The organism is Fusibacillus kribbianus, from assembly GCF_030053595.1.
In the GTDB taxonomy this organism is placed as follows: domain Bacteria; phylum Bacillota; class Clostridia; order Lachnospirales; family Lachnospiraceae; genus Lientehia; species Lientehia kribbiana.
Map to the genome: position 1 here is coordinate 1 of NZ_JASGBQ010000021.1, position 15344 is coordinate 15344.

The window sequence follows — 15344 nt, forward strand, 5'->3', positions numbered from 1 at the left end:
GTTATCAGACATGGTTTTAGCCTCCTTTGTGAGATTTTTGTGTGGTAACTTAATTCTACCAAACGGCTATAGACCATGTCTATTTTTATGAAATTGAATTTGCGAAACTAATTATACGTTATCATGAAAAAGTGATAATCTTTCTGTAAGATTTTATTTAGTGGTATAAATAAATTTTACACCAAGAGCCGGGGTTTTCGTAGTCCCGGCTCTTATTTTTAATAAAAAGTGCTGCCGCACCAAAATTTTAGTACGACAGCCCCGTAACTTTAACTCTTATTCTATCTTACGGATTCGGATCTGTCGGGTCCCATCTTTGATTACTCGGAATAGGATTCACTATCGGCCGATAAAACGGTCCCGGATTTGAACCGTCATTGTAAATAACCACCTTAGTATGAAGGGGACATCTACTATAAATCCAGTATGCCTCACCGCATACTAACCGGATACAGCCCAGAGATTTATTAATTCCTAACATATTATAACCGACTGTCAACAACGTATGATTATCTCTTTTCTCATAGGTGATGGAGTGGAACAGGAAACCCTGACCGGCTGTCAGTCTGGTAGCATATTGAGCATACGTACCATTCACCATTGCTCTCCATCTATATTTTTCCGGCGTATAGAAGGTTCCGAGAGGTGTATCGTCTCCAGTGGACGTCAACATGGACTTGACTGGGATCACATATCCATTGATTCCATCGTTTGCATATACCGTCAAACAGTTCATCTGTTTATTCAGTTTCAGAACATATGATGACTGTGGTCCAATTAGATCATCTACATTCTGGCAAAGTACACCATTGGGATAGAAATAATACTTTAATCCTCCAATATACCGCCAGCCAGTCACTGCCGTACCATTTATAAGATAATATCGTTCTCCCAACGAACCATTCGTATCATACCAACCGGTCGATGTTCCATAGGAAAATACCGGTACAGCAGCATAACAAGCTGCCGCTGATGTTTTTCCTGTGTTATCTGTCACATATACATGAGTTGTATAATTTCCCACCTCATAATTATGCTCATTGGCGAAAACCCAGCTTCCCGTAAAGCCACCATTATTTCCTTCTGTTTTCCAGACAATATCATCCTGTCCATTATAATCACTCCAAGACGCGAACTGCATTTGGGTAATTGGATGAGCCGCCGCCACATCACAGGCTACATAATACCCCTGTCCTGTCACATAAGCGACACGAAGATTGGAAATAACCGGTGCTCCGTCCTTTTCTCTTATCTGCACTGATACCGCATCGGAACAATTACTGTTATACCAGTTTACTCCATCATATACTGCCGCATATACCTGATAATCATACCATTTCTCCGGCTCCCCGCTTCTATCCGTATAGGATGTCGCATTTACAGCACCAATCCACTGGTAATCACCGGTTCCATGTTCCGCTCTCATGATTCCATATGTTTCCACATCTACGCAAGATGTCCAACTAAGATCGATTCCATAATACTCTGTCGCTGACACTTCTGCAGTAAAATTCTGGGGTGCCACCATTCCTGGCTCACCTGTAACAATTGATGAATACCCTTCATATCCCCAATTATTATCAACATAACTCAATGATTGAACCCGGTACTCATAACTTTTCCCCATGGATGCAGTCTGATCCAAATACTCTGTCTGCCAGGTACTTCCAAGCGCCTCCCACGATTCACTTCCGTCTGCTTTTCTCCAAACAAGATAGCCATTAACACCATTGACTGCACTCCAATTAATTTTTACAGAACGATAAGACAGCGGCTCTGCTGCAATCTGAGAAGGCCCTTTCAGAACACAACCAGACACTGCGGTTGTCTGCTCACCATTGTACCATTGTCCACTCTCTTCATCATACCATGCTCCGTATATCTTATAATAATAAGTTTTTTCTGGATCTAATCCAGCATCGTTATATGAAGTTCCCCACGCCGCAGCAATCCATGAATAGTCTCCATCAATCTGTTCTGATCTGAGAATTCCATAACAAGAAGCATTTCCCTCTGCTTGCCAACTGATTTTTATGCTATTCCATCCATAGCCCGCAGAAACCATCACATTCTTGGGGATTTGGGGCAAAAACTTAAAGCTTACTTTTTCGCTATCAGGTCCTGCCATCCAGAATCCATTCTCATACTTCAATGCAACAACATAATATGTATATTCTTTTCCAAACTGTACAGATGAATCCGCATAACTATTTCCCCATGCTGTCCCCACCTGTCTCCATGTTCCGCCTTCCTCCATGCGATATACGTAATAGGCATTCGCATAAGGAACTGCATTCCAGCGAAGTACTGAAGCCTTATCATCCTGATTTTCGATAGAAAGATTCGTTGCTCCTGTCAGCGCATACGGATCTTTTACACATATTTGAAGCGCTTCAGAAAAATCCCCATTATAATATGAACCATTCTTATAAACTGCAGCATACACCTTATAATAATACGTCTGCCCCGGATTAACTGTTACATCCTGATAACTCCGATTGGCAGTTGCCCCGATCCACTGATAATCTCCGTCTTTCGAATCGGAACGTAAGATTCCAAAAAGGTCTGCTCTTCCTTCCAGTTCCCATCCAAATTCCGCCGCCAAACTATCATTAATGATGTTAACAGTCGAGCAGACTCCTACTTTTGAAATACCGTCTACAACTACACTATAACCGCCATCATACCAACTTTCATTTGCATAAAGCATACTCTGGATTCGATAACAATACGGCTGGTTTATCTCTGCATTGGTGTCTCTGTATGAAGTTCCACATGTGGTTTCCACACGTGTCCATGTACCTCCTCCATCATCCGAGCGATATACAATATAGGCCGAAGCATCAGGAACCTGATTCCAGGATACCATCAGATCCCCATTTTCCTGACAAGTCACTTCTACACCATTTGGTGCTTCTAAAACATTCTTCCCCTCCGGCTCCTGCCCGTATACCAGGAGCGGTTGCGTAGACAAGCAGAAAACCAGAAAAATAGCCAATATTTTCAACCATCGCTGTTGCTTTTTCTTCATTTTTCTTTCCTCCCAATATTTAATAATATATAACATCCATATCTACATTTCCTGTAATTCCTGATACACTTCCGCGGTCTGTATACTGCCACATCAGGTAACTTCTTGTATATGTAGTTGTCCCTTCATATGGATACACAGGAACTGTAAGCGGCCACTGGGCCACCCAAATTGAATAACGCTGCTCCAATTGATCAATCGCCCATGAATTCATCAGATATGATTTACTTCCATACATAAGTGGCGTATAGCCGTTTTCGGCAATCATATCCAAAAATGTAATGGCATGACTGGTTCTCTGCTCTATAGAAAGACCAAACATCCGGCTCGTAGTTTTATCATACCCCTCACAGTCATAGGCGACTGGATATGTAATATTATAAGTTTGAATATAATTCAAAACCCACCTGGCTTCCTCCTCAGCTTCCTGTGGTGTGACTGCAGTTGAAAAGAAATATACACCCACATCCAGCCCCGCTGCCAGAGCTCCCTGCAGATTTTCTGCAGCTCTTACATCTTCAATAATAACTCCATCTGCATTTCTGCGATAACCGATTCGGATCATGGCAAAACGCACCTGAGTCTGCGCCACTTGATTCCAGTCGATATACCCATTATGATAAGATACATCTATCCCAAGAGCTTTCGTTGCTCTCGGCACCTGAATCATATAAGCTTCACTGGTCTCACTGTTTATCCAGCTTCCATTAATATTGACCGCTGCATACACCTTATAGACATACTGCTGTTCGGGCAAACAGTCTTTATCCTCATAACTATTACTTGAGGAAGTACCAAGCCAAACGTAATCGCCATCCAGCCCCACGGCACGGAATATACCATAACACTGTGCTCCGGGCACTTCCGTCCATTGAAGACTGACTGTTCGGACATTTCCGTCTGCAGTTGCATGAACCCCCTCTGGTTTCAAAAGTCCCACTTGCTGGATTTGCGATTCAGAATACCCTGCTAAACCATACTGATTGTCCGCATATACCACACTCTGGACCACATAAGAATACTCCTCTCCTACCTGCAGGCCAGTATCGTAATATTCAGTTTCCCAACTTCCCCCCAGGAAAGTCTGAACATTTCCCTGCCTCCGATAAACATAATAAGCCGCTGCTCCTGAAACTTTTGACCAGGAAATTCGCAATGAGGTTGACGACGCCATCTCAGTCGATATAGATTGAGGCCCTGGACAAACCTGACCGGATACCGTTTCCGACATTTCTCCATTAAGCCACGTGTTATTATTCCATGCTGCAGCATATAGCTTATAATAATAAGTCTTTCCCGTTTCCAAATTAGCATCTGTATAGCTCTGTCCACCAACAGCTGCCAACCACTGATACTCTCCATCAGGTGACTCTGAGCGCATCACACCGTAAACACTTGCCCCCACCACCGAATTCCACGACAATCGGATTGCATTTGTTGCACCTCCCGGCCCTATCGACTGAATAGCCGGTGCTGCCATAAGTACCGTACCGCTTTCATAATCAGTATTTGCTCCAATTCCGGTTGCTCCATCAACCGTACAAAGCGTCTGAATCACATAATACCTAACATCATGTGCTTTGAGACCTTGATGTATATATTCAGTCTGACTGACCACAGCTATACGAGACAGCTCACCGCCATTTTTCTCTGAACAGTATACTGCATATCCAGCCGCACCATCCACTGAATTCCAAGTAACACGAAGGGAATTTCCCCCTTGACTATCCACCTGTACCGCATCAGGGGCTGCTATCATTTGACCAGAAACTGCGGAGGAGGAAGCCCCATTATACCACATTCCGTTAAGCAATATACTTCCGTAAATCTTATAATAATAAATTTTTCCCGGCTCCAGATTCTCATCCGTATATGTCTGTCCGTTCACAGCCCCCAGCCACTGATACTCTCCATCAATAGCTTCTGATCTCAAAATTCCATAGACAGACACATTTTCTTGTGTATCCCAGGAAATTTTTACCGCATGGATACCGCTTCCCGGCTGCGTTTTCACATTCTGAATTGCCTTAAGCTGCGCAACCGTTAACCGTGGTAAACATTCCGGGCCATTGACCCATCCAAATTCTGTCATTCTTGCTGGATACACCTTATAATAATACGCTTTTCCAGCTTCAAGATTCGCTTCAACATCGATATAAGAGGTTCCATTGATAGCCCCCAGCCAACTGTAACTCCCCTCAGGGGAATCAGCCCGCATAATCCCATAATACTCTGCATTAGAAACCGATGACCAGGTTATCGTGTTTCCTTCTTCTGAAGAAGAGACCACTACCTCCTTCGGAGCAGTCATTAGAGGAACTTTTATGACCTGAGAACTTTCTCCGCTGACCCAGGTTTCTCCTGTATATCGCATAGGAGTAATTCTATAATAGTAAGTTTTCCCTTCCTGCAGCCCTGAATCAATGTACTCATATGCCCATACGGATGCAACCCGCTGGTATCCTTCTGTTTCTGCCTCCGACCGGAAGACTGCATATGCATCAGCCTCTTCCACATAATCCCAGCCAATTCTAATTTCCTGTGCCCCTCTTTGCTCTACCAGATTAATCGTTGGCGCTGTCAATTTATGACAATCAGCACATTCATCATCAACCGGCACTGCACAATCGTGCGTATACGAAACGTCATACTGTTCTTTCAAACGATACAAAGTGTAACCATTTTGCAAATAACGATATTGCAAATTTTCTAATGTGTACTGCCCTCCCTTTCCATATCGGGTAATTTTTGTCTGGGGAGGCGTCTGTTCCGCAATGTCAATATAAACCATTATACCATCGGTATCGTATCCCACGTCATAAACTAAAACCGAATGGTTACCCGGATAAACAAAAGCATCTCCAATTAACACATTATACACGCTCTGGGTAGCCACCTGATCTGCACGGCCAGGTATTCCGCTGGTTGTCAATCTCCGATTAGTATTCCAGGCCCAAGATACAAAAGCGCTACAGTCACTGGAATAATAAGGTGCCCTCTCATTATAATCCGAATAACTGGTATACATCAGACTATTCACATCCTGTATTGCACTGACAAATTCTGAAAATCCAGCATCCCAGGGCACATATTTTGCCCGAACCGGTTGTCCATAAGGAATTCCCTGGTAATCCTTTCCTTTTTGGAACACATAATTACTTTCCCATCCCAGAATATCCTGTTGAGGAGTCCACTGTACCTCTAACATTTGGCGTGAGCGCTTAACAATATTTTTTTGCCGTTCCGATGCCCAGTCATATGCCGATGACACGCCTTCATTCAAAGTGGATGTTAAAGAAATCACATTTGAAATTTGCAAATTCTGTGCATTGTCCTCACAATATCCACATTCATCAGAATTTAATGCATAAACTACCGCTGAACCTGCATATTCTTCTTCCTGATACATCTCTACCGCATCAGAAGCCGCTTTTGCCGTATCCAAAACAGACAGGTTTACCTGAAAAGTTTTTTCTTTACCATTCAGAATAATATGATCCTGTACCACATAATAGCTCCCCACCTGATTCAGCAATAAACTGCCATTATAATAAATCGTTCGATTCGGAAAAAGTCCTTTGCTATAAACATATCCTTTCTCTAAAGGAATATATGATGTGATCTGCGAATCCCCATTCCATACTGTCAACTTTCGATCTTGTATATTTACAGTACAGATTCTGCCTGCAGACAAATAATATAGTTGGTTTCCTGAAATATAAAGCTGCTCTGCATCCTGTTCTGCCACAAAAAGATCACTGCTCTCCCCGGTATGTATATCTCTTTTTCGAATTACAGTTCCATTTTCCTGTCTTACCATATAATACAGATTTTCCTGGAAATAATTCAGATATTCTCCCAGATCTTTTGTGATCAGTATCTCAGACTCCCCTTCTTGTCGGTATATCCCACCATCTGACTCATTCACAAACCAAGTGTCGCCACTGGAATCGCTGACTACTCTTCCTCCGTTCATGACTATTTCAGGCTCATTACCTAAATCCGTCATGCGCTCTGCATTAACAATCTCGCCCTTCCAAAACACACTCAGAAGCATTATAAGAAACAGTATTTTCAATCCAGCTTTCCGCATTCTATATTCACTCCGTTCAGTAAACCTCAACACTTACTTCCTTCATTATTATTCTATTGCTCTTGACACTTTTAATGAAACTTTCAGCCCCCGTGCCTTAGGATATTCACTAAGAGAAATGTCAATCCAAGGATCTGCATTTTTAAAAACAAGAATATTCCCATCATGTATTCCATTATCAATACACCGCTCTAACGCAATCTTTTGTTTCCGCTTATACGGGAGTAATAATTCCAGGCACACATCTTCTAAACAAATCCCCCCCGTCTCTCCCGGATCAAATCGAACCTTCAGCGGCATATTACGGATATCCCACTCAAAAAACACATCCAGATATCCAGATTTTCCGATTATAGGTTCTTTTCGAATCACATGATTCTCCCGGTATCCATCTCCTTTATCCAAATACAATGAAACCGGAAATATTCCGGATAGTTCTTGGCGATTTTCCAATATTTCTGTCATTTTGTGGCAAACCGCTGTATAGTTTCCGCCTTCGATCTTATTATAAAAAATCACTTTATTCATTTCACGAAGCATATATGTGAGATTCGTCAGTTCAACGGCTGCCCCCTCTTCGCTGAATACCCAGGCCGGATAATAACCGGCATCCTGAGACACCAAGCCATACACACGTTCGATTGTATGGGAAATTGTAGAATCATTTTCCACCCCCCCTTGTGAAAAGTCCTTATATTCCCACTCATATTTAAAAAGCTTATACAATGCCTTTGTACGAAACCAAAACATATTACCGATTGGTGCAACGGGCTCCTTTTCCGGATTTAATTTTATTTTTAAATCGAGCTGTAAAGCCATTTTTTTTACATTTTCGAAATTATCCATCCATTCTTTTCCTAACAACGAATGGAAACATGCATGATTAGGAGTTGATGGACATAACAACCCCAAACGTGAATTTTCCTCAAACAATCGTATGATATTGCGAACCTGATGCTGATTTTTTAAGATATTTGAAATACATTTATATGTCCAACTCATGCCCTGCAGCTGAGGATCAAACAATTGCGACTGCTCATCGTGTGCGAAGCAGACATAGTCATAAGCAAATATAATATCCTTTGCTCCAACCAAAAGCGCGCTAACATCTCTGCCTATGCTCTCTACCAACCGAATTTCCATTTGATACGGTAAATTCTGAAATGCTTTTTGCAATCTGCACTTCTTTTCTTCGCTATCAGTTGTAATATAAATATCAGTTCCTTCCGGCATTGATTTCACATAATGGACACATTCGTCCAGAAGATGCTCATAATAAAAATGATAAATTAATGCGACCTTCTTTGTTCTAAGAATCTCAGAAATATCTTCTGATTTTTGTTCAGCTACAACATAATTCAAATTCAGACAATTCTTAATATCCGCTATATTACCAATTCGTAAAATGTGATCCCATATCAAATCAACATTATAATCCGTTTTTGTCTTCAAATATTCCATTAACTGAACAGAATTTTCCCCATACGTTTCATGAAGCAATTCTGAATAATCATTTATAAAGCTCTGTCTCATGAAAAAAGGACACTTCTTCTTTGCCAGAAGTTCTGCCGGTATTTTCAATAGCGGCTGGTAACTGCAATCTTCCAAACCATCCCAATGAGCATAAACACCCCAGCGATATCCCTGTTTTTCAAAATGCTCTGTCAAGGTTGTCTCAAAATAAGCAACAGATTCCTCATAATTATGGATTTCAGGCACTGTATTCCAATAATCTTTAAAATCATTGCTAACCAAAATAGTATTCCGAAAAGACAAAAAATGACACTGGACATATCTTTGAATATTCTCTTCTTCCTCCAGGTCATTTATGGTAGACGTGTTCCTGTAGAACTCTGAAAGTCCCCAAAAATCGAGGTCCTTATCTTCCATAGATGTAAACATCTCTTCAACAGGATAAACCGGTCCCATAAGTTCAGAATCAATCAAAACCAATTCATCATAAGAACATAGTTTTTCCCAGCCAATTTGGTCAAAGGAATATTGATATGCTTCCATGGCAAACCCTTTATTTTCCCTCTCCCATATCGAATCTGTAACTAAAGTAAGCTTTTCCCGTCCCTCTGCTGTTAATGTCCCGTTTGCAACCACATATATATCTTTGACGCACGACTTCAGTTCTTTCAATGCATACAATACATAATCATCCACAATTCCATCTTCATCGTGAAAGAAATAAATTAACACTCTGTTGGCTGCTTTTTTATCTAACTTCATGTATTCGCCCCATTCTATATCTTCATCTTTGCAAATCCAGCGGCTGGTTTTCCTCTGTAACCATCAACTTGATCTTTCCAGAAACAGCAATTCCAACTACATTATTCTGTCCCTGCAGGGAAATATCAATCCATGGGTCCCCCTTAGTAAATCGGATTATTTTTCCAGAAATACTCCCGTTGCACTGACAGTTTTTTAACGAAATTCGTTTTCTTTTTCCATGAGGCATTAAAAGGTATATCTTCAAGCCTTCAAGCTGTATTCCTCCCCTCTCACAAGGATCAAATCGAACACTGTCAGGTGTTTTCTCTTTTCTAGGCCAATAAAAAGACACTTGTATTTCTTCTCCATACGCTTCATTCTCTTTACGAAGAACCAACTTTTCACTATATCCTTTTCCATAATTGAGATACAACGATGGTGTCAAAAAATTATATGACTGATTATTAACAGCCATCAAAGTTCTTTGTAAATTAGCACAACTATCTGTAAAATAGTTTCCTCCAATTCCATAAGAAAACAGAATTTGGTTAAAGCCGCGCAACATATATGTGAGATTCGTCAATTCCTGTTCCATAGTCTCCTCACTGAAAATCCAAGCCGGATAATAACCATACTCCTGAGGAATAAACCCATATAAGCGTTCAATTGCATGAGAAATTAAACCGTCATTTCCTGCCGGCTCTTCTGGAAAATCTTCATATTTCCAATCGATATCAAACAAAAACTGCATGGCCTTTGTTCTGAACCAAAAAATCGTTCCTAACGGAGCAATAGGCTCCTTATCTCTTGAAATTGGCACATGCAGCCCCATTTTTTTTGCCAGATCCATCACTCCATCATAATTTGCTGCCCATTCCAATCCCAACGTCGGGTAGTAAATTGCATGATTGGGCGGTGCTGGCGTCAAAAGCCCCAGACGCGGATGATCCTCAAATAATTTAATTATATTGTTTACCTGATGACGGTTTTTTAAAAGGCTCTCAAAACATTTATAAGACCAGCCACTCCCCTGGGTTTGAGGTTTAACATGAGCAACCTTTTTATCATGAGCAAAGCAAATATATTCATACCGAGAAACTATATCACGTGCTCCAATCAACAAAGCACTGACATCTCTTCCTCTATTTTCCACAATTATAACCTCAATCTTATTGGGAAAATCCTGAAAAGCAGCTTCAAGCCATTGCTTTTTTTCCTCACTCCCTGTTGTTATATAAATATCTGCCTCTTTTGGCATAGAAGAGGCGTAATGCTTAAGGTCATCCAAACATTCCTTATAATAGAAATGATAAACCAAGGCCACCCTGTGATTCTGAATTACATTACTCATATCATCCGAGTCCTTGGATGAAGCCACATAGTTTAACCCTAGGCACTGTTTCACATCAGCCATGTTTTCACATCGGAGAATATTCTCCCAAATCATATCCACATCATATGATGTTTCTTTCTCCAGAAACTCCATTAAGCGAACAGTTGGCTCCCCTGCAGTATAATGCAAAACATCACCATAGTTATGCATAAAATTTCTTCTTTTAAAAAACGGACAATGCGTACGTCTTAAAAGTTCAACCGGCATTTTTAACATAGGATAATCTACAATTTTCTCCAATCCGTCCCAGTGGGCATAAGCCTGCCACCGGTATCCCATTCCGGCAAAATATCTGGTAAAATAGGTTTCATGATATGCTATAGATTCCTGATAGCTGGTAATTTGGGGAAGCTTTTCCCAATAGTCGTGGTAAGCCTCACTGCTCACCAATGACCTTCTCGCAACAATAAAATGAGACTGAAGATGGTCTGGAATATAACCGCAATCAATGAGGCCAAATGGATCGAAATCCACCTTGTAAAAAATATTAGTTCCCCAGAAATCAATATCTTTCTGGTTCATAGTCTCAAACATTTCCTCCAACGGATACACCGGTCCCATGATCGTATGATTCATGAGAATAAGTTCATCATACGCCTCAAGCTTATCCCAACCGATTTTGTCCAACGCATATTTATAAGCCCAGGCATCCAATCCTTCATTTTCTCGTTCCCAGACATTCTCTGTAAACTGACAAAATCGTTCTTTTCCCTCATTCGTCAGTTTTCCGTTAATCACCACATAAATATCCTTTACCCATTCTTTCATGGCCTCCAGCATATATGCTACATAACGGTCTACCATGCCCTGCTTATCATAAAAGAAATAAATAAGCCCTCTGTTTTTAGTCCCAGACTTCAGTTTCATCAATACCGCCTCTCTCGATCATCCCATTATCTTTTTAATTTTTTGTGCATCCCCCCATACGCCAGGTGAATCATAGGGTCTGTCCGGAAATGCTCCGTACTGCGGCCGGATCCGATAATGATTTTCCTTGATATACTCTTCAACTTTATCTGCCAGAGATATCGGATTCCCGCTGCAGCAATTTATGATTCCATCCACTTCATCCTGGTTTACCACATGAGCGATCTGATCTGCCAGCTGCGTAACATGAATAAAATCATATTTATTTTTTCCACTGGTAAACGGAAAAGTCTCTTTACCTTCCTTTTCCATCTGTGCTATCTTCGTAAAAATAGAATGACTCTTGATATCATCGCCGAGAATATAATAAGCTCTGATCCAATAACAAATTGCCTCATGTTCCTTTGCCAGCTGAAGGGTAATCTGACGCAGTACATTTTTGGACATACCATATAATGATCCGGGATTTGCCGGTGTGTTTTCGTCAATTGCACCTTCCCAGTATCCAATTTCGTGCATGGTTCCCATAACAGCAATATGCTTTAATCCGCCTTCCAAGAGATTCTTAATAAAATTATAGTGCAGGGGAAGGTCCTCAATATGAGAATCCGCATTATGCACGAATCCGTTTCTCCATGCCATATGAATCACAACATCAGGAGAGCCCAGCTGTTCATATATATTTTTATCTCCCGAAAAAATAGGGACAGAAATTTTTTCTGCTCTCTCATCGATTCCATCCAATACCAGATCATCGGCGATTACCCGGTTACCCATATCAAGAAGTGCTTTTACTACATGTCGTCCGATATATCCGTTTGCGCCTGTAACCAATACCGTTCGTCTCTTCATTGCTAAACCTCTCCATTTGTGTTTTATGAGTAGTAGACCATTTATTCCATTTCATTATACTAATATTCACAATTTATTTCAATTACCAAATCCTGCCGTTTTATCTGCGGCTGTCCGGTCCCGAAATATCATATGCGTCGCATACTTCATTGACAGGTCCGAACATTTTCACATTTCCGCCTTCCAGCCAGACAACCCGATCGCACATCTCTCTGATCTGCCAGAGATTATGTGAGACAAACAATACTGTCGTTCCTCCGCTCATCAACTCCATCATTCTTTGACGGCTTTTTTGCTGAAAGTTTTCATCTCCCACCGCCAGTATCTCATCCACAATCAATACTTCCGGTTCGACTACTGTTGCAATGGAAAACGCCAGTCTCATCAGCATTCCGGATGAATAATTCCTTATGGGACTGTAAATAAAATCTCCCAGCTCGGAAAATTCCAGTATCTCATCATATTTGCTTTCCAGAAATTCTTTTGAATACCCCAGAATAGCACCATTCAGGAAAATATTTTCTTTTCCGCTCAAATCCATGTCAAACCCAGATCCCAGTTCCAGCATGGGCACAATATTTCCATACCGTTCTACAGTTCCTGTTGTCGGTTTCATGATTCCCGATATGATTTTCAGTATGGTACTTTTTCCGGCACCGTTTCGCCCGATGATTCCGACTACTTCACCTTTATTTACCTCAAAGCTTATATTCTTCAGCGCCCAAAATTCTTTGAATTTTAATTTCTTTTTAACAAATGCCGTTACGAATTCTTTGATACTTGATATATTATCATTTGCCATAAGAAATCGCATCGAAACATCCTTTACCTTTATCATCACCATTGATCTTACCTCTTTAAATATGAAGAATAAACTGATCCTGTGCCTTTTTAAAGACAGCACCGCCTATCGCCAGTGCCAGCACGGCAAATCCTATACAGATCAAATAGGCCATCGGTGCGGGCGAAACTCCATCTATGATAATTGTCCTGAAGAATGTAATGTAGTAATAAAGAGGATTAATTTTCTGGAAATGATACAAAAATGTCCCTTCCAGAATAGAAATCGGATAAATGATGGGTGTTGCATACATCCACAGCAGGGTAAATACTCCCCACAAAAATTGTGTATCTCTAAAATACACCATTGCTGTTGCCAGAAAAAATGCAACACCTATTACAAAGGCCAGAAATGTAATAATCCCAAAAGGCAGCATCAAATAAACCCAATGAATCCCGCGTCCTGTAATCCATGCCACCAGAAACAGAGGAATCAGAGAAAACAGCAAATTGATCGAGGTGGAAAGAACCTTTGAAATCGGATAAATATACTTCGGAACATAGACCTTTGTAATCAAAGAAGCATTGCCTGTAATGGCTCCCATGGCCTGAGTTGTTGCTTCATTAAAGAAATTAAAAAGGACGACACCCGTCAACAAATAAACCGGATATGCCGGTATCTGAAATTTGAAGAGGTGTGAAAACACCATATACTGAACCGCCATTGTAAGGAGTGGGTTCAAAAAGCTCCAGAATACCCCTAATATCGAGCGCTTATACTTTGTCTTAAAATCCCGTGATACCAGCTGTTCCAATAAGAACTGATATTTTTCAAGCATCAAAACCAGTTTCAATGCGACCGTAATTTTTCCCTTTTTTTCTTCCCGGATATTCCAGGCACAAAACGCAGCCAGAAGCAAAAATACAACGCCCAGAATGACTGGATACCATACCGCATTCTGAGAATCAGCATATTCAATAACCTTAATGCATAATGCTCTTCCGTCCTGGCGCTCACCATTGACCCACAGTTCCTGATCTGTTTCGCTTACTGCCTGTGTTGTCATAGTCACCGCATTGCTCTCTGTTCCGTTCTCAAAAACAAACCGAATTCCAGGCTGTCCCTTCAACTGTGTAACATCGACCGGATGATCCAGTTCAAAAGACTGCCATTCTCCATTTCCGAAGGATTTCACCTCACAGGTCGAGGACGCAGCAACACTCTCATCTGATAAGTCCAGAATCTCTACTCGTACACTGCCCTGATTCTCCCGTCCGTATGTTAAAAAGTACGCCTCAACACCGCTCAAGTATTTCTGCGTATCAGAAAGTGTCTGGACAATACTGGTTCCATCCACCAGTTCCCCCAGATCCTTCTCGGGATTTTCCGCAATCACACAGGACTGCTCCGGTGTATAACGAATATGATGATTAGCCAGTACCAAAAACAACACTGCTGCCAGCGCATAAACTGCCAACACCATCATGCCATATTTTTTCAGAATATTTTTCTTGTTCATCTATATACCTTTCTTATGCCGTCCAGACATTTAAAACTTAAATGTCTCTTTCAATCCCAGCCATTTTTTATCCTTATCGGAAATAATCAGCTCTACGCCCGGCTGAATCGGCCATTCAATTCCAATCTCCGGATCATTCCAGGCTACGCCGCCCTCATCTCCCGGATGATAAAAATCTGTACATTTATATACAAACTCTGCTTTTTCACTGAGCACCAAAAAACCATGAGCAAAGCCCGGGGATATATAAAACTGCTTCTTATTCTCAGCAGATAATTCTACTCCAAACCATTTTCCATAGGTAGCTGAATCCGAACGAAGATCTACAGCCACATCAAATACCGTTCCGTTTACAACCCGAACCAGCTTTCCCTGAGGATACTGTTTTTGGAAATGTAATCCCCGAAGCACCCCCTGAACAGACATCGACTGATTGTCCTGGACAAAAACCATATCAAGGCCGGCTTCTTTAAAATCATTATAATTATAGGTCTCCATAAAATAACCTCTTGCATCCGGAAACACAGTCGGCTCAATTACATACAATCCACTAATTCCACATGTAGTTACTTTTATTTTTCCCATTATCTG

At 41.1% G+C, this 15344-nt stretch carries 8 protein-coding genes; all 8 read right to left on the minus strand.

What is annotated here, in order from left to right; genetic code table 11:
- Positions 1-286: 286 nt before the first annotated feature.
- Positions 287-3031 (minus strand): GBS Bsp-like repeat-containing protein, encoded by a 2745-nt coding sequence (locus QJ036_RS10495; RefSeq protein WP_283231336.1) that lies wholly within the window; start codon positions 3029-3031, stop codon positions 287-289.
- Positions 3032-3050: 19 nt separating this feature from the next.
- Positions 3051-7124 carry a GH25 family lysozyme gene (locus QJ036_RS10500; protein ID WP_283231337.1) on the minus strand — a complete coding sequence of 1358 codons (4074 nt, stop codon included), beginning with the start codon at positions 7122-7124 and terminating at the stop codon, positions 3051-3053.
- 48 nt (positions 7125-7172) lie between these two features.
- Positions 7173-9359 carry a rhamnan synthesis F family protein gene (locus QJ036_RS10505; RefSeq protein WP_283231338.1) on the minus strand — a complete coding sequence of 729 codons (2187 nt, stop codon included), beginning with the start codon at positions 9357-9359 and terminating at the stop codon, positions 7173-7175.
- A 22-nt stretch (positions 9360-9381) separates the two neighbouring features.
- Positions 9382-11601 carry a rhamnan synthesis F family protein gene (locus QJ036_RS10510; protein WP_283231339.1) on the minus strand — a complete coding sequence of 740 codons (2220 nt, stop codon included), beginning with the start codon at positions 11599-11601 and terminating at the stop codon, positions 9382-9384.
- 18 nt (positions 11602-11619) lie between these two features.
- The gene (locus QJ036_RS10515) at positions 11620-12453 is read right to left on the minus strand and encodes an NAD-dependent epimerase/dehydratase family protein (RefSeq protein WP_283231340.1); all 834 of its coding nucleotides are present in this window, start codon (positions 12451-12453) and stop codon (positions 11620-11622) included.
- A 100-nt stretch (positions 12454-12553) separates the two neighbouring features.
- Positions 12554-13291 carry an ABC transporter ATP-binding protein gene (locus tag QJ036_RS10520; protein ID WP_283231379.1) on the minus strand — a complete coding sequence of 246 codons (738 nt, stop codon included), beginning with the start codon at positions 13289-13291 and terminating at the stop codon, positions 12554-12556.
- 19 nt (positions 13292-13310) lie between these two features.
- Positions 13311-14753, minus strand: coding sequence for an ABC transporter permease (locus tag QJ036_RS10525; RefSeq protein WP_283231341.1), 1443 nt, complete (start codon positions 14751-14753; stop codon positions 13311-13313).
- Between the two features lie 30 nt (positions 14754-14783).
- A complete protein-coding gene (rfbC, locus tag QJ036_RS10530; protein ID WP_283231342.1) occupies positions 14784-15338 on the minus strand; it encodes a dTDP-4-dehydrorhamnose 3,5-epimerase in 555 nt (184 codons plus the stop codon).
- Between the last annotated feature and the right edge of the window lie 6 nt (positions 15339-15344).

Coding starts and splice junctions, on each gene's coding strand:
- rfbC (WP_283231342.1), bottom strand. CDS start 15,338: ATGGGAAAAATAAAAGTAACTACATGTGGAATTAGTGGATTGTATGTA.
- QJ036_RS10505 (WP_283231338.1), bottom strand. CDS start 9,359: ATGAAGTTAGATAAAAAAGCAGCCAACAGAGTGTTAATTTATTTCTTT.
- QJ036_RS10500 (WP_283231337.1), bottom strand. CDS start 7,124: ATGCGGAAAGCTGGATTGAAAATACTGTTTCTTATAATGCTTCTGAGT.
- QJ036_RS10525 (WP_283231341.1), bottom strand. CDS start 14,753: ATGAACAAGAAAAATATTCTGAAAAAATATGGCATGATGGTGTTGGCA.
- QJ036_RS10515 (WP_283231340.1), bottom strand. CDS start 12,453: ATGAAGAGACGAACGGTATTGGTTACAGGCGCAAACGGATATATCGGA.
- QJ036_RS10495 (WP_283231336.1), bottom strand. CDS start 3,031: ATGAAGAAAAAGCAACAGCGATGGTTGAAAATATTGGCTATTTTTCTG.
- QJ036_RS10520 (WP_283231379.1), bottom strand. CDS start 13,291: ATGATAAAGGTAAAGGATGTTTCGATGCGATTTCTTATGGCAAATGAT.
- QJ036_RS10510 (WP_283231339.1), bottom strand. CDS start 11,601: ATGAAACTGAAGTCTGGGACTAAAAACAGAGGGCTTATTTATTTCTTT.